Origin of the sequence: Hymenobacter telluris (assembly GCF_017313265.1) — a bacterium.
GTDB lineage: Bacteria > Bacteroidota > Bacteroidia > Cytophagales > Hymenobacteraceae > Hymenobacter > Hymenobacter telluris.
Window position 1 is genome coordinate 19,815 of sequence record NZ_JAFLQZ010000023.1, and the last position, 19,277, is coordinate 39,091.

The 19,277-nt window shown below is 56.6% G+C and carries 20 protein-coding genes; 6 read left to right on the forward strand and 14 right to left on the reverse strand.

The genetic code is table 11. The features are described from left to right. Positions 1-45 precede the first annotated feature (45 nt). Entirely contained in the window at positions 46-414 is a 369-nt protein-coding gene (locus J0X19_RS22510; RefSeq protein WP_206986673.1) for a hypothetical protein, read from the reverse strand. A 521-nt stretch (positions 415-935) separates the two neighbouring features. Between J0X19_RS22510 and J0X19_RS22515 the strand changes: the two genes are divergently transcribed. Then, on the forward strand, positions 936-2,858 hold the full coding sequence (locus tag J0X19_RS22515; protein ID WP_242583220.1) for a RecQ family ATP-dependent DNA helicase: 1,923 nt from the start codon (positions 936-938) through the stop codon (positions 2,856-2,858). A gap of 88 nt (positions 2,859-2,946) precedes the next feature. Here J0X19_RS22515 and J0X19_RS22520 read toward each other — a convergent pair whose 3' ends face one another. The 8 genes from J0X19_RS22520 to J0X19_RS22555 form a co-directional block, all read right to left on the reverse strand. Next, positions 2,947-3,615 carry a type 1 glutamine amidotransferase domain-containing protein gene (locus tag J0X19_RS22520; RefSeq protein WP_307788513.1) on the reverse strand — a complete coding sequence of 223 codons (669 nt, stop codon included), beginning with the start codon at positions 3,613-3,615 and terminating at the stop codon, positions 2,947-2,949. Positions 3,616-3,671: 56 nt separating this feature from the next. Beyond that, positions 3,672-3,980: a putative quinol monooxygenase gene (locus tag J0X19_RS22525; RefSeq protein ID WP_206986675.1), complete on the reverse strand. Its 309-nt coding sequence runs from the start codon at positions 3,978-3,980 to the stop codon at positions 3,672-3,674. 41 nt (positions 3,981-4,021) lie between these two features. Then, on the reverse strand, positions 4,022-5,020 hold the full coding sequence (locus J0X19_RS22530; protein ID WP_206986676.1) for an NADP-dependent oxidoreductase: 999 nt from the start codon (positions 5,018-5,020) through the stop codon (positions 4,022-4,024). An 88-nt stretch (positions 5,021-5,108) separates the two neighbouring features. Further along, complete coding sequence (locus tag J0X19_RS22535) at positions 5,109-5,543, reverse strand: organic hydroperoxide resistance protein (protein ID WP_206986677.1); 435 nt, start codon at positions 5,541-5,543, stop codon at positions 5,109-5,111. Positions 5,544-5,586: 43 nt separating this feature from the next. Continuing rightward, positions 5,587-6,042: a MarR family winged helix-turn-helix transcriptional regulator gene (locus J0X19_RS22540; protein WP_242583223.1), complete on the reverse strand. Its 456-nt coding sequence runs from the start codon at positions 6,040-6,042 to the stop codon at positions 5,587-5,589. Between the two features lie 164 nt (positions 6,043-6,206). Continuing rightward, positions 6,207-6,506 carry a rhodanese-like domain-containing protein gene (locus J0X19_RS22545; RefSeq protein ID WP_206986678.1) on the reverse strand — a complete coding sequence of 100 codons (300 nt, stop codon included), beginning with the start codon at positions 6,504-6,506 and terminating at the stop codon, positions 6,207-6,209. A gap of 100 nt (positions 6,507-6,606) precedes the next feature. Further along, entirely contained in the window at positions 6,607-8,523 is a 1,917-nt protein-coding gene (locus tag J0X19_RS22550; RefSeq protein WP_206986679.1) for a T9SS type A sorting domain-containing protein, read from the reverse strand. Positions 8,524-8,879: 356 nt separating this feature from the next. Then, positions 8,880-9,056 (reverse strand): hypothetical protein, encoded by a 177-nt coding sequence (locus J0X19_RS22555; RefSeq protein WP_206986680.1) that lies wholly within the window; start codon positions 9,054-9,056, stop codon positions 8,880-8,882. 414 nt (positions 9,057-9,470) lie between these two features. Between J0X19_RS22555 and J0X19_RS22560 the strand changes: the two genes are divergently transcribed. Next, positions 9,471-10,382: a bestrophin family protein gene (locus tag J0X19_RS22560; RefSeq protein ID WP_206986681.1), complete on the forward strand. Its 912-nt coding sequence runs from the start codon at positions 9,471-9,473 to the stop codon at positions 10,380-10,382. Positions 10,383-10,397: 15 nt separating this feature from the next. Here the strand turns inward: J0X19_RS22560 and J0X19_RS22565 are convergent, their stop codons facing one another. After that, complete coding sequence (locus J0X19_RS22565) at positions 10,398-10,742, reverse strand: hypothetical protein (RefSeq protein WP_206986682.1); 345 nt, start codon at positions 10,740-10,742, stop codon at positions 10,398-10,400. A gap of 219 nt (positions 10,743-10,961) precedes the next feature. Between J0X19_RS22565 and J0X19_RS22570 the strand changes: the two genes are divergently transcribed. The 4 genes from J0X19_RS22570 to J0X19_RS22585 all read left to right on the forward strand — a co-directional run bounded on the left by J0X19_RS22570 (position 10,962) and on the right by J0X19_RS22585 (position 13,988). Beyond that, the gene (locus J0X19_RS22570) at positions 10,962-11,684 is read left to right on the forward strand and encodes a M48 family metallopeptidase (RefSeq protein WP_206986683.1); all 723 of its coding nucleotides are present in this window, start codon (positions 10,962-10,964) and stop codon (positions 11,682-11,684) included. 414 nt (positions 11,685-12,098) lie between these two features. Then, positions 12,099-12,551, forward strand: a complete 453-nt coding sequence (locus J0X19_RS22575; protein WP_206986684.1) for a hypothetical protein — start codon at positions 12,099-12,101, stop codon at positions 12,549-12,551. A gap of 91 nt (positions 12,552-12,642) precedes the next feature. Beyond that, a complete protein-coding gene (locus J0X19_RS22580; RefSeq protein WP_206986685.1) occupies positions 12,643-12,939 on the forward strand; it encodes a hypothetical protein in 297 nt (98 codons plus the stop codon). A gap of 182 nt (positions 12,940-13,121) precedes the next feature. Continuing rightward, complete coding sequence (locus tag J0X19_RS22585) at positions 13,122-13,988, forward strand: S24 family peptidase (protein ID WP_206986686.1); 867 nt, start codon at positions 13,122-13,124, stop codon at positions 13,986-13,988. 71 nt (positions 13,989-14,059) lie between these two features. Here J0X19_RS22585 and J0X19_RS22590 read toward each other — a convergent pair whose 3' ends face one another. The 4 genes from J0X19_RS22590 to J0X19_RS22605 form a co-directional block, all read right to left on the reverse strand. Continuing rightward, positions 14,060-15,559, reverse strand: coding sequence for a M28 family peptidase (locus J0X19_RS22590; RefSeq protein ID WP_206986687.1), 1,500 nt, complete (start codon positions 15,557-15,559; stop codon positions 14,060-14,062). A 65-nt stretch (positions 15,560-15,624) separates the two neighbouring features. Further along, positions 15,625-16,533 carry a DUF6929 family protein gene (locus tag J0X19_RS22595; protein ID WP_206986688.1) on the reverse strand — a complete coding sequence of 303 codons (909 nt, stop codon included), beginning with the start codon at positions 16,531-16,533 and terminating at the stop codon, positions 15,625-15,627. Between the two features lie 219 nt (positions 16,534-16,752). Continuing rightward, the gene (locus J0X19_RS22600) at positions 16,753-18,795 is read right to left on the reverse strand and encodes an RICIN domain-containing protein (RefSeq protein WP_206986689.1); all 2,043 of its coding nucleotides are present in this window, start codon (positions 18,793-18,795) and stop codon (positions 16,753-16,755) included. A gap of 124 nt (positions 18,796-18,919) precedes the next feature. Continuing rightward, a complete protein-coding gene (locus J0X19_RS22605; protein WP_022823874.1) occupies positions 18,920-19,114 on the reverse strand; it encodes a hypothetical protein in 195 nt (64 codons plus the stop codon). Positions 19,115-19,277: the final 163 nt, after the last annotated feature.

The window sequence follows — 19,277 nt, forward strand, 5'->3', positions numbered from 1 at the left end:
GAGCCAGGCGCTTTTTTTGTATTGACACTACCTACCACTTACTGTTCAGCGCAGGTACACTGGGCTAGGTGCTAGGCTGTAACTAAAGAGGTCTTGATAAACCGAGTTCTTTGTGGAGGGTACAGCAAAAACGGGAGCCTTGAACTTAACGGCGCGCAGCCAGCTATAGGCCGAGGCCAAGTCGTTGAATAGTGCCACCACTGGCGTCATCAGATCATATAGGGCAACATCGGTGCAGGCCTGCGTATCAATGTTGGAGGAATGCACCCACGCCATGTACTCAACACCTGCCGCCTCAATGTGCGGCAAATATTCGGTAGCCAACCAGATGCCTACGTCGGGGGTGATACTGGTAACGTTGGTATTGTCGTTGAGGATGCGGGTGCAATTTTGGGCTAAGAAGCACTCAGCCACTAGCAAGCAACCCTGTTGTACCGAGCGTAGGGTAAGGTCGCCGCACCAATCCAGGTATAACCACTGATTCAACCGGTCGTATGAAATCAACAAATTTGTAGTTTCAGCTAGTAGATCTATATTCATATTAATTGCACTTAAATTATTTTACAATGGCTGCAAAGGAGAAAAGAAAGTAGGACGAGTAAGCACTATTTAGAAGGCATAGAGCGCATATGCTGACCGTATAGGTACTTATTTACGATTGTAAATGTAATTATATTTGCTTTATAGGACGTTTTATAGACACCGTTTTTACAACTATTTTTTTGTTCGATTCTTATGTACCTGAAAATGAATAACTATCTTTATTCGTGAAATTTTTCGTGATAAGAAAATCCAGGTGGCCATAGCCTATTGCGCCGATAAGTACAATTATCTGAAAGCATTTACGAAGGTGGAGGTGCTCTTAGATTGCACGGTGCTTTCCTTTTCCCAAGGGCTGGTTGTACCTTCGTGTTGCTCTTAACCAGACTCTTATTTTGCCAGCGCCCACTGACGATATTCTGCACGTACTGCGCCAAACGTGGGGGCATTCCACTTTCCGGCCATTGCAGGAAGACATCATTCGGGCGGTACTGGCGGGGCAGGATGTGCTGGCCTTGTTACCTACGGGTGGCGGCAAAAGCATTTGCTTCCAGGTGCCGGCGCTAGCCCGCGACGGGCTTTGTCTGGTGGTGTCGCCGCTGATTGCCCTGATGAAGGACCAAGTGGAAAACCTGCGCAAGCGTGGCATCAAGGCTGAAGCGGTGTACGCGGGCATGAGCCACCAGGAAATCGACCAGACCCTCGACAACTGCGTGTATGGCCCGGTGAAGTTCCTCTACGTGAGCCCTGAGCGGCTGCTGACGGATATGTTTCGGGCACGGGTGGGCAAGATGCGGGTGAATCTATTGGCCGTGGATGAGGCGCACTGCCTCTCACAGTGGGGCCACGATTTCCGACCGCCGTATTTGCGCATTGCCGAGTTACGGGCGTTGCTGCCGGGAGTACCCTGCATGGCTCTCACGGCCACGGCCACCGAGCGGGTACGAGAGGAAATAGTGGAACGGCTGCAATTCAGCCCGAATTACCAGGTATTTCAGCAGAGCTTTGCGCGGCCCAACCTGTCGTATTCGGTGCTGGCTACCGAGGACAAGCTGCGCCGCTTACTGGAAGTGGTACGCGGCGTGGGAGTAGGCAAAACCAGCATTGTGTATGCCCGCACCCGCCGCCAAACCGAGGAAACGGCGGCCTATCTGCAACAGCACGGGCTACGCGCCGCGGCCTACCACGCCGGCCTGCCCACCGAGCAGCGCACCCGCACCCAGCAAGACTGGATGCAAAACAAAACGCACTGCATGGTAGCTACCAACGCCTTCGGGATGGGCATTGATAAGCCCGACGTGCGCCTAGTAGTGCACTTGGATGCACCCGATAACCTGGAGGCGTATTACCAAGAGGCGGGCCGCGCCGGCCGCGACGAGAAATACGCCTTTGCCGTGCTGCTCGATGGCCCCAACGATGCCGACGAGCTGCGCCGCCGCACTCAGCAGGCGCATCCGCCGCTCGATACGGTACGCCGGGTGTATCAGGCCTTAGCCAATTTCTCGCGCACGGCGGTAGGCGGTGGCGAGTTGGTGGCGTTTGATTTCGACATGCAGCAGTTTGCCGAAACCTACCGCATCAAGGCCCTCGACGCGCACAACAGCCTCCGGATTCTGGCCCGCGAAGGATACGTGCAGATGAACGAGGCCGCCAACGACCCGGCGCGCGTGTTCATCCCCATCAACCACACCGACCTGTACCGCTTTCAGGTAGCCAACGCCCAGCACGACCAGCTTATCAAAAGCCTGCTGCGGTTTCATGGGGGCGAGTTGTTTGCCGGGTTTCAGCGGATTTCCGAGAACAGCCTGGCCCAGCACCTGAAGCTAAGCGTGGTGGAGGTGCGCAGGATGCTGCTATTCCTGCACCGCTCCAGCATCATTCAATACCAACCGCGCCACGACTCGCCCCAAGCCCTGTTCACCACGCCCCGCTTCGACGCCGACAAGCTGCCTCTCAACCAGAAGCAGCTCAACGACACCCGGGAGCAAGCGCGCCTGAAAACCGAATCGGTGATTGGGTATGCGGCGGGAGGGCGCTGCCGGCAGCGGCTGCTGCTGGAGTACTTCGGCGAAACCGACGCCGCTCCCTGCCAGGTCTGCGACTTTTGCCTGGCGAAGAAGAAGGCCAAGCAGACAGCTCTCCCCTCCCCGGCCCTGCGGGAGCAGCTATTGACCCTGCTGCGCACCACCCCCCAAACGCCGCGCGAGGTGCTGGGCAATTTCACTCCCGGCCAGGCCGTTACGGTAACCGCGCAGCTGCGCGAGCTGGTGGAGCTGGGAGAGCTGCACTACGCCCCCGACGGGCGCTTAGAGGTATAGGAGCCAACCTTTACTATCACAAAAAACCCGCCCCCGCATTCCTGCAAAGCAGTGCGGGGGCGGGTTTTTATCTTGTTTACGCTTTTGGCTACTTCTTCAACAGCTTCAGCAGCTCCTGGGCGGCGGGCTCTGAGGATGCCGGATTCTGGCCGGTAATCAGGTGGCCGTCCGTTACCACGTACGGCTGCCAATCGGGCCCTTTCGAGTAATTGCCGCCGTTTTCTTTCAGCATGTCTTCCACCAGAAACGGCACAATGCCGGTTAGCTGCACGGCATCTTCCTCGGTATTGGTGAAGCCTGCCACCGCCTTGCCTTTCACCAGCAAAGAGCCGTCGGCGGCTTTTACGTGGCGCAGAACACCGGGTGCGTGGCATACGGCTGCTAGTGGCTTACCGGCAGCATAAGCGGCTTCAAGCAGGGCAATGGAGGTGGCATCCTCGGTTAAATCCCACAGCGGGCCGTGGCCGCCGGGGTAGAAAATGGCGTCGTAGTCGGCCACCGAAACGGCAGATAATTTCACTGTATTGGCCAGGGCCTGCTGGGCGGCGGCGTCTTGCTTGAAACGCTCAGTGGCTTCGGTTTGGGCGCTGGGGTCGTCGCTTTTGGGGTCGAGCGGGGGCTGTCCGCCCTTCGGGGACGCCAGCGTGAGCGTAGCCCCGGCATCCTGAAACACGTAGTAGGGCGCGGCAAATTCTTCCAGCCAAAAGCCGGTTTTCTTGCCTGTATCACCCAGCTGATCGTGGGAAGTCAAAACCATCAGAATATTCATGGGAGTTGTTGTAATAGGGTGAAGAAAAGGGAGGAACCTGCCACTTAAGCCAGTAGCTTATACAGCGTTACGGTGCGCTCGGTAAGCAGGGGCACTAGCTGGCCGGCAACCAGCTGCTGGTAATGGCTGGAAGCTACATGCGCTTCCAGCGCTGCCTGGTTGGCGTACTGTTCATAGAACAGAAAATGGGTTGGGTCTTTGGGGTCCTGATGACCTATGTAGAGCAGATTGCCCGGCTCCTGCTCGCGCACTGCCGCCGCGGCTTGCACCATCAGGCTACGGACAGTTTCAGCGTGTTCGGGCCGCGTGCGCCATTCGGCGGACACGCAAATAATGGCACTGGAATCGGTCATGACACGAAGGAAAAAGAGGTGCTAATTCGGCTAGCAAAGCGCTAGGCCACTTTTACCACGGCTTTGCCGGTGTTTTCGCCTTTGAACAGCCCCAGGAAAGCCGCCGGAATCTGGTCGAAGCCTTCCGTGACGGTTTCCTCGCCCTTCAGCTTGCCTTGCGCGTACCATTCGGTGAGCTGCTTTACGCCTTCGGGCCACCGGTCGAGGTAGTCGCTCACGATGAAGCCTTGCAGCTTGGTGCTGGTTTTGAGCAGCTTCCCTTCCGGGCGCGGGCCAACCGGGGCTTCGGTGGCGTTGTAAGTGGAAATCTGGCCGCAAAGCGCAATACGGGCGTGCTTGTTGAGCTGGTCGTACACGGCATCGGTGATGGCGCCGCCCACATTGTCGAAGTAGCAGTCGATGCCGTTGGGGGCAGCGGCGGCAAGGGCTTTGGCTATATCGGGCGTGGTTTTGTAGTTGATGGCCTCGTCGAAACCTAGCTCTTTCAGGTACGCCACCTTCTCGTCGGAGCCGGCCGTTCCAATCACGCGGGCGCCGTGGATTTTGGCTAACTGGCCCACAATCATGCCCACGGCACCCGCCGCCCCCGACACCACAACCGTTTCGCCGGCTTTAGGCTGGCAGATATCGAGCAAACCGAAGTAGGCCGTTAGGCCGGGCATGCCCAGCAGCCCCAGAAAATAGCTGGCCGGTGCTTTATCGGCGGGCACTTGGTTTACCGCTTGCGCATCGGTCACGTTGTATTCCTGCCAAGGCAGGCTGCCAACTACCACGCTGCCTACCGGCAGCTTGTCGCTATGGCTTTCCACCACTTCGGCCACGATGCCGCCCACAATAGGCGCCCCCACCTCGAAAGGCGCCACGTATGATTTGGCGGCACTCATCCGCCCCCGCATGTAGGGGTCAACAGACACGTAACGCGTTTTGAGTAGCACCTGCCCAGCGGTGGGCGCGGGTACTTCGCGGGTTTCGAAACGGAACTGCTCGGCGGTAGGCGTGCCCTGCGGACGGCTGGCCAGTAAGATGGTTTGTGTGTTCATAGCATTGGTAATCAGTGAAAAAAAACATTCGGAGCGGAGCGAATAAGTTTCCGTCCCGCTCCGAATGACTACCTGTTAGTAAGCAGGCTTACGCGTTGGTGGTCGTGGTAAGGTTTACCTCGATGTTGCCACGCGTGGCCCGTGAGTAGGGGCAAATGCCGTGAGCGGCTTCCACCAGCTGTTCGGCCTGGCCCTGCTCGATGCCGGGAATATTGATGTGCAAGTCGGCGGAGATGCCGTAGCCACCATCTTCTGCTTTCCCAAAACCGATAAGCGCCTCCACGGTCACGCCTTCCAGCTTCACGCTAGCCTGACGAGCGGCAACCCCCAGTGCCCCTTCAAAGCACGATGCATAGGCCGCAGCAAACAGCTGCTCGGGGTTGGTAGTGCCAGGCTTACCAGGACCACCCATTTCTTTTGGCGTGCTCAAACCCAGATCCAGCACTTGGTCTTCAGATGAGATACGGCCGTCGCGGCCACCTTTTGCTTTTGCCTGAGCAGTGAAAACTTTTTCGATTTTCATAAAGGAAAGAAAGAAGGGAAAAGAGAGAAAAAAGCTCAACTGCTTACGTCAGCTGAGAAAGTAACTGGTTGAGTTGGGTGCGCAAGGCAGTGAATTCGGTTGGCGACATGTGTAGCTTGGTCAGGATTTGCTCGGGAATCTGGCAGGCCTGCGCCTGCAAGGCCCGGCCAGCCGGTAGCAGCCCAATAACAACGGACCGCTCATCGTGCGGGTCGCGCTGGCGGCTTACCCACTGCTTTTGCTCCATGCGCTTGAGCAACGGCGTGAGCGTACCCGAATCGAGCAGAAGCTTCTCGCCTATCTGCTTCACCGTGAGGGATTCCTGCTCCCAAAGCAGCAGAAACACCAAGTACTGCGGATACGTGAGGTCCAGCGCCAGCAGGTACGGCTGATACGCCTTGGTTAGCATCCGTGAAACAGCATAAAGCGGAAAGCAAAGCTGGTTGTCCAGCTTCAGCATGTTGTTTTCCGGAGTGGAGTTGAGAGAAGCAGCCATCATGTATAAGTAGTAAACGGATTTGATTGCACAATGTTTAATTGCACACAACTAAATTTTTCAGGAGCACAGTTATTTCTAACTGACATCCCGCTGCTGCAAAAAGAAAGCGCCGGCCCTCTACTGAGAGGAGGCCGGCGCATCTAGTAAAAATGGCTGATTACACTTTAAGCTTGCTGGTATGCCTGAAACCCACCTACCAGATTGCGAACTTTAGTGAAGCCCTGCTGCGTGAGGTAGGCTTTGGCGGAAGCCGAGCGGCCGCCTCCTTTGCAGTGCACTATAATTTCTTGCTCTTTATGATCCTCTAGTTCATCGAGCTTTTGCGGCAATGTACCCAGTGGGATATTCTGGCTGCCTTCAATGCGGGCCTCTTCGTTTTCCCAGGTTTCGCGCACATCAATGATAAAAGGATGTTCGCCGGCAGCTTGGCGCTGCTTTAGCTCAGCAGGAGTAATATCAGGCATTGGTTGTGGTAGTAAGGGATTGGATTGAGGAAGCTTCGTAAGCACAAAGGTGCTGAAAACCCAGCAAATCTTTCACTTCGCGGCTCAGTTCCACTCCCGCTTACCTGGTTAGCACTAGTCGTTTGGTTACGGTCAGCCGGTCGGCCAGAGTTAGTTGCACAAGGTACATACCGGGCGGTAAAGCGCTTAAATCCAGCGTACTACTGCCGGCTTGTACGGCTGGCTGCTGCCACACCACCCGGCCCAGGGCGTCCAGCACTGCCGCCTGCGCATACCGGCCTTGCACCTGCACTTGGCCATCGGCGCTGGGGTTCGGGTAGAGCGCATACGTGGCCGCCACCGACGCCGGGGCTGTAGCCAGTATGTTGTTGTTGAGCACTGGGCGCAGCATAAGGGCCCCCGTTGGATAAAACAGGCCGCTAGGTTGCGACCAAGCGCCAATGAATTGCCAAAAGCCATCGGCCGGCACCGGATTGTTCAGGTCGTAGCCAAACTGGATGGGGTTGGTAGTTAAGGCGCCAGTAGAACCGTGCCCGAAGCCAGCATAAAACGTTCCGCTTACAGCAACCGGGTTGGCAAAGGTTATTTCAATGAAATCCTGCCCAGCGGGCAATACAGTTGGAATAACGTAACTCTGGCTGGCTTTGGGGGTAGTCATGGGCTGCCCGTTGGCCGCCGGGTTGGCATCCCAGATATTAACGGTGAACTGCCGGCTGGCTGCCAACGGATAAACGGCTGCAAGCTTCAGCCGTATACTGCGAACCTGGTCGGCACGGTTCACCTCGAAACGCAGGGCCTGGTACCGGACGCCTGGCTGGTCGAAGGGGGCAATGGCGTACGTAGCCTCCGCCGTACCATCATCATAAGCGTAGTAGTCGGCAAGCTGGGTGTCGCGCGAAATGGTGTCGTTGGGCAGCGTAAGCGGATCCACTTCGCTGGTATTCAAAGCAATGCGGTGCCGAATGGTCTTTTGGTTGGCGGTGGCCGGTATGGTAAAGGAAGTTAGGTTGCCCGTTACGGCTACCTGCTGCTGATTACTTAAGATAGTAACCGGAGCCGTGACCGGGAATGCTGCCAGTGGCCCGGCCGGGCGCTCCTGTACGGCTCCGGTGGCTAGCAGCGGCGTTGGAATACCGCTTTTATCCAGGTTGTTGACGGTGGTACCGGTTGCAGCATTAAGCTGGCTGGAAGGTGCGGCCGCCGCATTGTATTGCCAAACGGGCATTGCTGTACCACGGGCCAGCAAACTACTCAGTGGCTTGCTGATTGCCACATCCTGGTACAGCGTATCAATCACCACGCGGGGCGGCGGGGGTTGCAAGGGCGCTAGCCGCACATAGTCGAGGCTCCAATTATCGGTATTAGCCACCACGTTGCCGTTGGCCCGAAAGCGGAATTGAAACCCGCTGTGCAGGAATTGGGCCTGCGTGATGTTGATGATTTTGCGGCGAAATGGGCTCCGGACGCCATTGCTGGGCGCAATCCATACCTGCTGCCATACGCCGGCGTTGTCTTTAAATTCCAGCAGCAAATTCACCGTTCGGGTGCCACTATTGGAGCTCGGCGACTGTAACTGGTTGATGTTGCCTAGCTGCCAGAAGAAGCCTAAGTACAGTTGGTCGGCGGCGGTGCGGCCGCTTAAGTCAATCGGCTGAGAAGTGAGCGTATCGAGGCTGCCGTAGCCACTGCTCCCGTAAGGCAACCCATTCTTGCGCAGCCCATCAAACGTAGCAACCCCACGGGTTGGGGGCTCAAACGCCAGTCGGTTGTTCACTAGCACTCCGCCATTGGCTTCCCAGTTCGCCGCTTTTGGGGCTCCTTCTTGCGGGGAAGTGAAATCATCAAAAAACGGCAAGGCCAGTGCCTGCCCACGTTGCGCAGCAGATGGCTGCGGCGCGGGCAGCAAGTCACGCGCAGGGTCGGTGGTGAGCGGACCTACCACTTGGGCGTGCCCAGTGAGCGGCCCCAGGCTTAATAACAGGAAAGGAAGGCAGCGTAGAATTTTTGGGCTCATCATAGATACAAGGTAGGATACCGGCAGTAAACGCATTACAGCAATCAGATATTTCGCCGGGTACCACATGAATATACATCCACAACGCCAAATTAGGCTCCAGGCAGCTTATTCGTGTGTTCCTCGTTGCGCTCTGTTTAAGCAGCTGTTCGCAGTAAACTAGTACTACTACTCCGAAAGCTTCCGCAGGTTTGAAAACGCTTCACTCTGCCCGACTATCAGCAAGAGCCGACTACTCGTTTCAAGGTTCCGCTATGTGCCACACGAAAAAGCCCGACCACTGGTAAGAGTAGCCGGGCTGGATTGACGTACTGGTGATGAATTGGTAGCGAAATCTGTGGTTGCTGAAACGGCAAGCTTTAAATGGCGAACAGACCGACAAGCAAACCGCCAACCAAAACGGCGCGGCCACTCCGCAAGGCATCCTCGCCTTCCTCACAGGAAACAAAGTGGCCGTCAATGGTATTGAAACCAACGTTTCGCTCTACGCCAGTCGTAAGTACGGAAGTGGTAAAAGGTGTAGAAGTAGATTCCATAAAGTGTGGTTAGAGGTGAAACATGCACTATTTCGACCGGCGAATGAAACAAATATATACGCGGTGCTAAGCGTCGAAAAGGAAGAAAACCATCAATAAATGACTTGCATTTTATTTATACAACCGATGCTTATTACAACTTTGCGCGCTATGGTATTATATTATTTATATAATTTAAGTGATACGATATTGAAATAGTGTAGCAACGCAGAAGGTAGAAACGCCTTTACGGTTCAGTTAGTAGCATAAGGCCACCTTGCCCTCGGCTTTATTGATGAACTCTGCTTGGCGCTGTAAGTGTGCACAAACAGGAACATTGGCTTGTGCGTATAGCATAGAAAGTGAGCAGAAAGCAACCTGCTTGCTCAACCCTCCCACTCCGGCCCCAGGTAGCCTACTTCTTTTTCTTTCCTTATGCTGCTCGACACCAAGCTGCCGGTTAGTTACATCGTCAAGCGTATCTGGCCCGATATTCTGCGGGTGCTGCTGATTTCGGTTGTTTTCCAGGTGCTGAAAATGACGTTTTCTGACTATCTGCCCGCCATTCCGTTGCAGCTGCCAACCATCTTGGGTAGCTCTATTTCGTTGCTGCTGGCCTTCAACATCAGCCAGTCGTACGACCGGTGGTGGGAGGCCCGCAAGATTTGGGGCGCCATCGTCAACGATTCCCGCTCATTGGCGGTGCAAGTCAGTGGGTTTGTTGACGAGCGTTTTCTGCGGCGTGGTACGGCCGACTCACCATTCAAAACGTTCGTTTATCGGCAGATAGCCTGGTGTTACGGCTTGGGCGAAGCCCTACGTAGCCATGACCCGCTGCCTAGCATGCAGCCCTACCTCTCGGCACAGGAGTTGGCATTTGTGCAAGGCCACACCAACAAGCCGCTGGCGTTGCTGGCCCTGCACACCGAGCAGATAAAAGGCTTGTTTCAACAACAGGCCATCAACTCGTTTCAGGAGGTGCAGCTCAACTCCACACTCGTACGCCTCTGCGACTCGATGGGCGCGGCCGAGCGAATCAAAAACACGGTATTCCCCTCGAGCTACCGGCTCATGATTCACTTCTTTATTTATCTGTTCTTAGGAACTTTGTCTTTGGGCCTGGTAGAAACTATTGGCCTCTGGGAAATTCCGGTGCTGATGATTATTGCGTCCACGTACTTTCTGCTTGAGCGGACGGCCCGCTACCTACAGGACCCGTTCACCAACAAGCCCACCGATACCCCCGTTACGGCCATCAGCCGCACTATCGAAATCAACCTCAAGCAGTTGCTGCAAGAACAGGATATACCTGCTCCCGTTGCGCCTAAGGAGTATTATTTGATGTAAAGGGCTTTTGCCTACCTATTTCACCATCAGGGCAGTGACCCGGCCCGTTTGCTTGTCTACCTCGAAAGCAGCGGCGTTAGGCATGCGCTTCGCCCAATCGGTGCGCGGCACCATCACCTGCCAGTGGGTATCCAGGTCCATGAAACGGGCCGAATCGAGCTGAAAAAGGGCGGCATTGGGTTGTTGCTGTACATACGCGGCCACAGCGGTGCGCGCTGCCGTTTCGGTGGGGGCGCCAGTTGGAACCGTAGGAGCCACACCCTCTGCGGCCGAACTGGAAGCGGCGGGCTGGGTCTGTTGGCAACCAGCTAAAGTAGAAGCACTTACCACTACCAGCAACGAGAAAAGCGTCTTTTTCATGGCTGCAAAGTACGAAAGCCGGGGCAAGTGCTGCTTGCCGTATGAGTGGTTGCGCTGCTCAGGCGGTGCAACCTGGCGCGCCTGGCTTAGTTGAACTGGATGGTGGGCAGATACTATTTTTGCTGTTCCTGAAGTGGAAGGGAGAAGCTGTTTGATAATTGCGCACCTCAGGTAGCCTTGTCCGGTTCTGGGGGCCGTGTTTCTTGCTCTAAAGTGTATATGCCTGAAGTACAGATAGGTGATTTGCATGTGGAAGTGGTGCGCAAGAACATCCGCAGCCTACGCCTCACTGTGTACGCCGCCGACAGCCGCATCCGCGTGGCCGTACCTACCCGCACTTCCCACGCCGACATCGAGCAATTCGTGAAGGCACGGCGCGCCTGGATTCTCAAGCACCAGGCCAACTTTCAGGCACGGGTGCGGCCGGCAGAGTTGCAGTACGTTTCGGGCGAAACGCACTACTACCAAGGCATACAACATGTATTGCAAGTGCATACTCTTGATGGGGTACCGCGGGTGGTATGTGCGCCCGACCGCACATTACACCTATATGTGCGCCCCACCGACTCAGTGCAGCAGCGCGAAAAGGTGCTAACCACCTGGTACCGGGCGCAGCTAAAGCAGCAACTCCCCACTTTGATAGCGCAGTGGCAGCAAGTGGTAGGGGTGCAGGTACAGGAGTGGGGCGTGAAGCAAATGAAAACCCGTTGGGGTACCTGCAACATCCGCGCAAAGCGAATCTGGCTGAATTTAGACCTTATAAAACGCGCCCCGCACTGCCTGGAATACGTGGTTGTCCACGAGCTGGTGCACCTGCACGAACGGCTACACAATGCTCGGTTTTGGGGCTTAATGGACCAATTCATGCCGGAGTGGCGCGCCTATCGAGACCAACTAAAAGTGTCGCTCGGTGAATCGGGTGGTAAGCCGGACGCTTGCTGAAATAGCCAGCGGAATCCATTACTAAGCTGGCTTTTTTCTCTAACTACCAGCCACTCCTCCTTTTACATATATTGTTGATAGAACAACGTACACCCCGTTGCTTTTATTCGCTAGCTACATTGGGGTAAATACTGTGGTATTCTGGCTCTGTATGTCGTTACGCAGGCTTATATGCAGCATTTGCCAGCACAGTGACGCAGCTTACACTCTGCTATCTGACACTGTTTTTGCAGCAAAAGATTCATCAATACAAATTATTTTGTCAATACAGTTGTTATTTCTACAACATTATTATACATTTAATCGTAATTACTTGTAAAAACAGCCCGTTGGCTGTGTGGCGCTGGTTCATACGCGGGAGTTGGGGTTGTGTTTTGTTGTACTGGGCTGTTCGCTCTTTATTTGATTACGGCTATGGATGATTTTACCAGCTACTGGGGCATTCTGGTTTCATTGCTAACGGCCGGTTCGGCGGCAGTGGTGTATTTCGTGAAAAACTGGCGCGACGTGGAGGCCCTGAAAGAACAGCGGCGGCTACAAGATAATCAGCTAGCTGTGCTGCTCGAAAAAGTAGACCGTTGCCAGCGGGCGGCCACCGAACAGGAAATGCAGTACCGGCAAGCTTTCGAGATGAAGCTACAAGAACACCGCGCCGATGTAGCGCGGGAAGTGGCCCTACTGCGCCGGGAAAGCAAAACAGCTACCAACCGGCTCCATGAGCGGCTAGAAGCACTAGACAAACAGCTGACGGTTTCGGTGGAGCGCCAGAACCAGTTGCTGGATTCTACCAGGCGGCAAGACCAACGCAACGAGCGAATGGAGAAGCTGCTGTGGTCGTGGCCGAATGCGCGGCTAAACGAGGAGTAACTCCCTGTCCTTTTGCGTGTAAGCGAAGCTGCTTGATGCCCTTGAGGTGCTGCTTTGCCTGTTTTTCCATATTCCAACCAGCTTATTAATCATGGAACAAAGCCAGAAATTAACCGTCTGGGACCGGCTGAAAATGCCGACGCCCCGCTTCTTCCGCCGGGTGCGCGCCATTGGGGCCGCCTTAGGAGCCCTGGGCATGGTGCTTACAACCACGCAGGTGCCCTTGCCGGCCATTATCATCACTATTGGCAGCTACCTGATTTTGGCGGGCTCCGTAGCAGCGGCTATTTCTTCGGTGGCGGTGGAACCGGAAATGGGTACGCCTCCCCCACCCGCTACCCGATCTACTGCCCAACAGCAACTATCAGGCCCCGCAGCCACAGAGTAACGAGTTCCATCTTTGCTTGTATTGGCGTACTTCTACTTGCTTCTGTTGGCTCCTTAGCTTGTTACTTCGGCTGTTTTTGCCAACTCGCTTCAACTTTTCCCTTGCTTGTAAGTACAAATGTTGTACTTGCTTACGGCTACGCCTCCTTATCTTCCATACTCTGCTTACAACAAAACACACCGATGGAATTGCACGAACGATTTGCTGCCTTTTTAGCCGACAAAGCCATTACCGTTAACCAACTAGCCAAGGAACTGGATTATGACCGGCCGGAAAAGTTGTATTCCATTCTTCGGCAGCGCAACAAACCCAGCTACGAAACCCTCCTGACGCTGCTTACCCGCTACCCCGAACTCAGCGCCGAATGGCTGATCAGGGGCCAGGGCCCGATGTACACCACCCCTATTACAACAGATACTGCGGTAACCGTAGAAACCACCACCCACCTGCCCTTGCGCACCGACAATGGCCGCACATTGGTAGTAACCACCGATACCACTGGCAAGGAAAACATGTCGTTGGTGCCTATTCCGGCGCAGGCGGGCTACAGCCGGCAGTTCAGCGACCCATCATTTGTTGAAGACCTCGTGAAATTTACCATCCCCGGCTTCCCTATCCAGGGCGGGCGGGCTTTCGAGGTGGAAAGCGACAGTATGATGCCCATCATCCGGCACAAAGACATGGTGCTGTGCAGCTACGTAGATAAATGGACCAGCCTGGCCCCCGGCTACCCCTACGTGGTGGTGCTCGAAAACATGATTATGGTGAAGCGCATCAACGCCCCCATCCTGCACGCCAACGACACCGTGGAACTGCACTCCGACAACTCCCACTACCAAGTGCACCGCGTCCGGGCCGAGGACATCAAGGAAATCTGGCTGGTGCGCGGCATCCTCACCTCCCAGATTCCGGCCAACAACCGCGAAGTGCAGGACCGCCTCATTGAGATGGTGGGCTTCATGACCAACAACACCGAACACCTGCAAATGATGACCATGGAAATGCTGCGCATGATTCGCGAAACGCAGTCGGTGGCGAAGGGGAAATGAGTAGTGAGTAGTAGGTAGTTGGTAATGAGACATTTCATCCTACTACCTACTACCCAATACCTATTACTTCCTTACCGCTCTAGCTTGAAGCTGGGGTCTAGGGCGGGGCGCTGGGGTTGGTTGGCAACGGCCCAGCCAGTCAGGTAAATCCAGCGGGTGACGTTGGCTAGCTTGGCGATGTTGATACGTTCCGGCTCGTCTTTGGGCGTGTGGTAGTCCTGGTGCAGCAGCGTGGTGTAGCAGATGGCCGGGATACCGACGCGGGCGTACGAGAGGTGGTCGGAGCGGAAGTACCAGCCTTCGGGGTGCGTGGGCTTGTCCCACTCGGTGTCCAGCTTGAACTTGGGGCTGGCCTGGTTGGCGGCCAGGGCAATATTCACTAAGTCGGGCGAGTTACGGTGCGGCACTTGGGAGCCGAGCAGTGCCGCGCTGTCGGGGGCGTTGCGGCCCAGCATTTCGGCGTTCAGCACCGCCACAATAGCCTGTTTGGGTACCGTGGGCGTGGCGGCGTAGTAGCGGGAACCCAGCAAACCCCGCTCCTCGGCCCCGTGGTACACAAACAGCACCGACCTTCGCCCTGGTTTCTGCACAAAGGCCCGCCCTACGGCCAGCAGCGCCGCGCAGCCGGTGGCGTTATCGTCGGCGCCGTTGTAGATGGAGTCGCCGGCTACGGGGGCGCGCACGCCGTCGTGGTCTTGGTGGGTGCTGAAGAGCACGTATTCGTTTTTCAGCTGCGCATCGGTGCCCGGCAGTTTGGCCACGATGTTCACCGAGGGGTAAGCAAACGTCTCAACCGCAAGGTTGGCCGTGAACTGCTGGCCGGCTTGCTGCGCCCAACTGGCATCGGTAGCCGGCAGCCACACCACCGGCCCTTGGCTGGCCGGAATCTTTACGTTGGCATCACCCGGCAGCCCGTAGCGGCCCCGCTCGAAAATATGGCTCCAATGCTCGTAGATGGCCTGCGCTTTAGCATCCGAAATAAACACCACGGCCACGGCACCGGCTTTTAGCAGGTCAGCGGCCTGGTCGCGGAGCTTGGCAAACAGGTAGCGCCGGTAGCTGATACCGTCGGTAGGGGCGCCCGAAATCTGCAAGGCCACGGCTTTGCCTTTGATGTCTACTTTGGCAACCTCGGCAGGCGTGGCCGTACCCACATACACCAGCGGCGCCGCCACGCTGGCATTGGTGGGCGCTACTAATACGGCATCCTGATTTACACGCAACTGGTGCGTGCCAATGCGCAAGGTGCTGGCCGGGGTCAGGCGAGTACGCTGGATATGGAAGAACTGGAAGTAGGTACCATCGTCGCCGGCGGGTTGCAGGCCGCTGGCGCGAAGCTGCTCGGCAATCCACACGGAAGCCCGCAGCTCGTCGAGCGTACCGCCCTCGCGCCCCCGGAAATGGTCACCACCAATGGCGAACAAGTCACGTTTCAGGTCCGCTTCGTTGATGGCAGTACGTTTGTCGCCGGTGAAAGGGCTGCGCTGGGCCACGGCGGAGTTGGTCAGCAGCAGCAGCAAAGCGCTTAGGCAGCCAGTGGCAACTAGCCGGGCAAGAGGTAGGAAGGGCATAAACTAAGGAGTAGATCTGCTTGTGAAGCAGGTGGGTTCATTATAAGTAACTCAGATAGGGCAGCTTACACTGCCACCTCTACCAGCACTGCCGTGGAACCGCCCTGGTCGTCGTCGGTGACGAGTAGCAGCTCGTAGCGGTTGGCGGCAATGCGGCGGCGGACAGCCACGCTTTCCACTTTGCCGTGGTAAGGCTGGTTGTCAGGCAGTTGGAGCTGCGCGAAAGACACGGGCTTATCGGCCTGTTTTAAATCCAGCAGACCCACGAAGCTGCCCAGCACTTCGCCATCCAGCACGGCATCGGTGGTGTCTTCCACGGAAGCCGTTACAAATAGCTCCTTTTCGTACACGCAGGCCCCCGAAAAGCCGGAGGGCTTGCCATTGATGGTCGGCAGCTGAAACCGAATCGGTTGTACGGTGGGCAACGTGGTAGTACGGTGCTGCAAATAGTCGAGGGTGGCGGCAAGGGGCAGCTGAAACACGAGGTTACCGGCCGTAGAGCCTACCGTACGCTGGAATAGCAGCAGTTCCGTAGCCGTAGCCGCCACGGCTTCCAGGTTCAGCGTCACGCCCGTTGGCAACGACTTCCGCAGATGGGCATACAGGCCGCTCAACGCAATAGGATACACTGTAGCGGCGCTGTGGTTACTGGTTGAAACAGGCACCCAAAAACCGTTTTCACGCGCCGCCGTAGCCCCCGAACCCAGCACCAGCAAGCCCGTTTCGCCGGTGGCTGTGGTGAGCACAGTCATGCTTTCCAGGTCGGCTTTGATGGCTTTTTCAATGCGCCCGGAGCTGAAATGGGCCGTTTCAAACAGCGTAAGCGGCTCCCCCGGCTTCAGGTCGGCAGCGCTGAAACGGTACAGGTACGGCGAATCGTCGCCGATGATGTACACCGTGTCGCCCACAATTTCCACCCCCGAAGCCGACGGCAGATTAGGCAAATCAAGCTGGCGAAGGATAGTGGCGTGCATGGGGTTTGATTGTTGAATAGTTGAAGTGCTGAATAGTTGAATTGCCAACGAGGCTGTCATCTTCTATCTGTCATCCTGAGCTTGCGAAGGACCGTGTCACGATAGAACAATTGATAATTGATGTAGCAGCAACGGCCTGTTCTCATCTCATAAGGTCCTTCGCAAGCTCAGGATGACAGTTCCGTCAACAATTCAACAATCAGCAAGTCAACAATTAACCTACTTCACAATCGTGAATTCTACGCGGCGGTTGAGGCGGCGGGTTTCCTCTTTGTCGTTGCTGGCGCGGGGGCGGGTTCCGCCGTAACCGACTACACTGATGCGGCTTTCGGGTACGCCGCGGGTGATGAGGTAGCGGCGCACCTCCCCTACCCGGTCTTCGGAGAGCTTCTGGTTGAGGTCGGCGTTGCCCTGGTTATCGGTGTGGCCTTCCAGCTGAATATTGACGGTGGGGTTGTCGGTGAGCGTGCGGGCCAGCCGGTTCAGCTCGGCGTACGAAGCGGGCAGCAGCGTGAACTTACCCTGCGCAAAAATCAGCGTGGGCAGCTCCAGGCTCGACCCCACGGCGGCGGGCACCAGCACCAAATCGAGGGTGCGGGAGCCGGCCATATTCACGGTGTCGGTGGCGGTGAGGAAGGTGGCATTGCTGCCCATGACCCGGTAGCGGCCCGGCGGCAGCGTGAACTGGTAGGAGCCCGTGCCCGGCAAGCTGCGGGCGGTGGCGTTAAACACCAAATCGTTATCCAGGCGCATCACCTTTACCTCGGCGGCCAGCGGCTGCTTGGTTTTGGCGTTAAGCACCCGGCCCGTGAGCAGCATGCGCGGCAGCGTGGCCGGAGACGCCACGGCCGCTACCGGGGCTGCCGAATCGGGGGCGGCAGGCAGCACGTTGGTAGCCGTGCGGTAGATGTCGGCCGGACCGTTGGCAGTGCGCGACGACGAATAATAGGCCTGCTTGCCATCGGGCGAGAGGGTGAAATAAGCATCAAAACCAGGCCCGTTGATGGACGGCCCGAGGTTGCGCGGCACGCTCCAATGCGTCCAGGATTCATCGAGGCGGGTGCTGGTGAAAATATCCACGCTGCCGTAGCCGGCGTGACCATAGGAGCTGAAGTACAGCGTTTTGCCATCGGGAGCCAGCCAGGGCGCAAAATCGAAGCCCGGCGAGTTGACCACGCTGCCCAGGCTGCGCGGCTCGCTCCAGCTACCATCGGGCGCGGGCGTGCTCACGTAGAGGTCGTTGCCGCCTTCGGTGTCGCTGCGTTCCAGGGAAAGCAGCAGCACTTTTTCGTCGGGCGTCATGAAAAACGTGGTAGCCGGCCCCGAAGAATAGTAGCTTTTGATAGTCATGGGTACCGGCCGCGGACCTTTGCTGGCCGTACGCGCCACCTCCGATACGCCTTCGTCGCGGAAGCTGCCGTCTCGCTCGTAGGTGCCGCGCACCAGCAGCTTGCTGCCCTGCGGGCCTACTACGGCCATTACGCCGTTGTGCTGGGGGGTATTGAGAGCATCGAAGCGCGTAGGGGGCTCCCAGGTCTGGCCCTGGTCTTTGGATGTGCTCACCCAGGCGTCGCCCGATTCGGTGTTGCCTTCGGTGTTACCGGCAAAGCGGGTGCGCGTGAGGTAGAGCGTGGTGCCATCGGGGGTTAGCACGGGGTGTAGCTCGTTGCCGCCGGTGTTGAGGCTGGCCATGGGAGTAGGCACTCCATAACCCGGCAGCGTAGCATCTACGTTGAGGCGCAGCTGAAACAGCCGCCACTGCTGCGTAGCCCGGTTCTGCGGATTCTGGAGTACGGCCGCCGTACCGTTGAACTTATCGGAATTGGCTACGCTGAGGCACTTTTCGTTGCCGCGTACTACCAGCTGCACGCTACCTACCGGGCCGCTTGGCACCAGCTTCCACTGCTGATAAAAGCTACCCGACCACGGCCGCTGCACCAGCGGAGCGTTTTCGTCGGGCTTATCTACGGTCAGGCATTTGCCGCTGTGCCGGGCCTCAATGCGGTAATACTCGCCGCCGGGCACTACCGGCACGAAGCGCCACTGCTGGCTGGCCGGGTGCGTAAACTCCCACTGCACGATGGCCGCTCCGGCTTCCTGCGAGCCACCCCGCACATCGAGGGAGCGGCCACTGCTGCGGGCTATAATGCCGTACCAGCCATTGGCATCGGGCGTGGGCGCCGACGGTTGTGCCCACAGGGGCGCGGTGGCAAGCAATAACAACAGGGAAAGCAGGGAAACTCGAAAACGGAATGGCAACATGGGCAACTAAACGCAGAGGTTGACCTGCAAGTTAGCTGAAACCACAGCGGCCTGCTAAGCGAAGCGCCGCGCCTCTCAATGAGAAACGCGGCGCATAGCATCAAAAAAGCAAGTTCGGAACCGTCTACTGAGGGTTGTGAATGTACTTGAAACGAACGAAACGGTCGTTTTCGTAGATGGCAGTGAAATGGCCGCTGCTCTGGGTTTTCACTTCTTGCTGCTTGCGCTCAGCTTTGGTAGTAGCCATGGGAACCGCCGGATAAGAACCGGGAGTTGTGCCCGGCACGTGTACAATGAAGGAGAGAATTTTAGAGGGCATTGTTTGTTTTCGTTTAGGTAAACAGAAGTGGGAAGCGGAGCAATGGAAAAACCAAAGCAGATCAGGAAACAAAACTGGTTTCGAGCACTAAAAGTGCCGTTATTAACTCAAATGTAACGATGTTTCTATTTGATAGAATGATCCTAATGTATATTTTTTCACA

Bases quoted from the DNA above. Each gene is read 5' to 3' on its own strand.
- J0X19_RS22520 (WP_307788513.1), bottom strand. From the start codon at position 3,615: ATGGTTTTGACTTCCCACGATCAGCTGGGTGATACAGGCAAGAAAACC.
- J0X19_RS22525 (WP_206986675.1), bottom strand. From the start codon at position 3,980: ATGACCGATTCCAGTGCCATTATTTGCGTGTCCGCCGAATGGCGCACG.
- J0X19_RS22530 (WP_206986676.1), bottom strand. From the start codon at position 5,020: ATGAACACACAAACCATCTTACTGGCCAGCCGTCCGCAGGGCACGCCT.
- J0X19_RS22535 (WP_206986677.1), bottom strand. From the start codon at position 5,543: ATGAAAATCGAAAAAGTTTTCACTGCTCAGGCAAAAGCAAAAGGTGGC.
- J0X19_RS22540 (WP_242583223.1), bottom strand. From the start codon at position 6,042: ATGATGGCTGCTTCTCTCAACTCCACTCCGGAAAACAACATGCTGAAG.
- J0X19_RS22545 (WP_206986678.1), bottom strand. From the start codon at position 6,506: ATGCCTGATATTACTCCTGCTGAGCTAAAGCAGCGCCAAGCTGCCGGC.
- J0X19_RS22550 (WP_206986679.1), bottom strand. From the start codon at position 8,523: ATGATGAGCCCAAAAATTCTACGCTGCCTTCCTTTCCTGTTATTAAGC.
- J0X19_RS22555 (WP_206986680.1), bottom strand. From the start codon at position 9,056: ATGGAATCTACTTCTACACCTTTTACCACTTCCGTACTTACGACTGGC.
- J0X19_RS22560 (WP_206986681.1), top strand. From the start codon at position 9,471: ATGCTGCTCGACACCAAGCTGCCGGTTAGTTACATCGTCAAGCGTATC.
- J0X19_RS22565 (WP_206986682.1), bottom strand. From the start codon at position 10,742: ATGAAAAAGACGCTTTTCTCGTTGCTGGTAGTGGTAAGTGCTTCTACT.
- J0X19_RS22570 (WP_206986683.1), top strand. From the start codon at position 10,962: ATGCCTGAAGTACAGATAGGTGATTTGCATGTGGAAGTGGTGCGCAAG.
- J0X19_RS22575 (WP_206986684.1), top strand. From the start codon at position 12,099: ATGGATGATTTTACCAGCTACTGGGGCATTCTGGTTTCATTGCTAACG.
- J0X19_RS22580 (WP_206986685.1), top strand. From the start codon at position 12,643: ATGGAACAAAGCCAGAAATTAACCGTCTGGGACCGGCTGAAAATGCCG.
- J0X19_RS22585 (WP_206986686.1), top strand. From the start codon at position 13,122: ATGGAATTGCACGAACGATTTGCTGCCTTTTTAGCCGACAAAGCCATT.
- J0X19_RS22590 (WP_206986687.1), bottom strand. From the start codon at position 15,559: ATGCCCTTCCTACCTCTTGCCCGGCTAGTTGCCACTGGCTGCCTAAGC.
- J0X19_RS22595 (WP_206986688.1), bottom strand. From the start codon at position 16,533: ATGCACGCCACTATCCTTCGCCAGCTTGATTTGCCTAATCTGCCGTCG.
- J0X19_RS22600 (WP_206986689.1), bottom strand. From the start codon at position 18,795: ATGTTGCCATTCCGTTTTCGAGTTTCCCTGCTTTCCCTGTTGTTATTG.
- J0X19_RS22605 (WP_022823874.1), bottom strand. From the start codon at position 19,114: ATGCCCTCTAAAATTCTCTCCTTCATTGTACACGTGCCGGGCACAACT.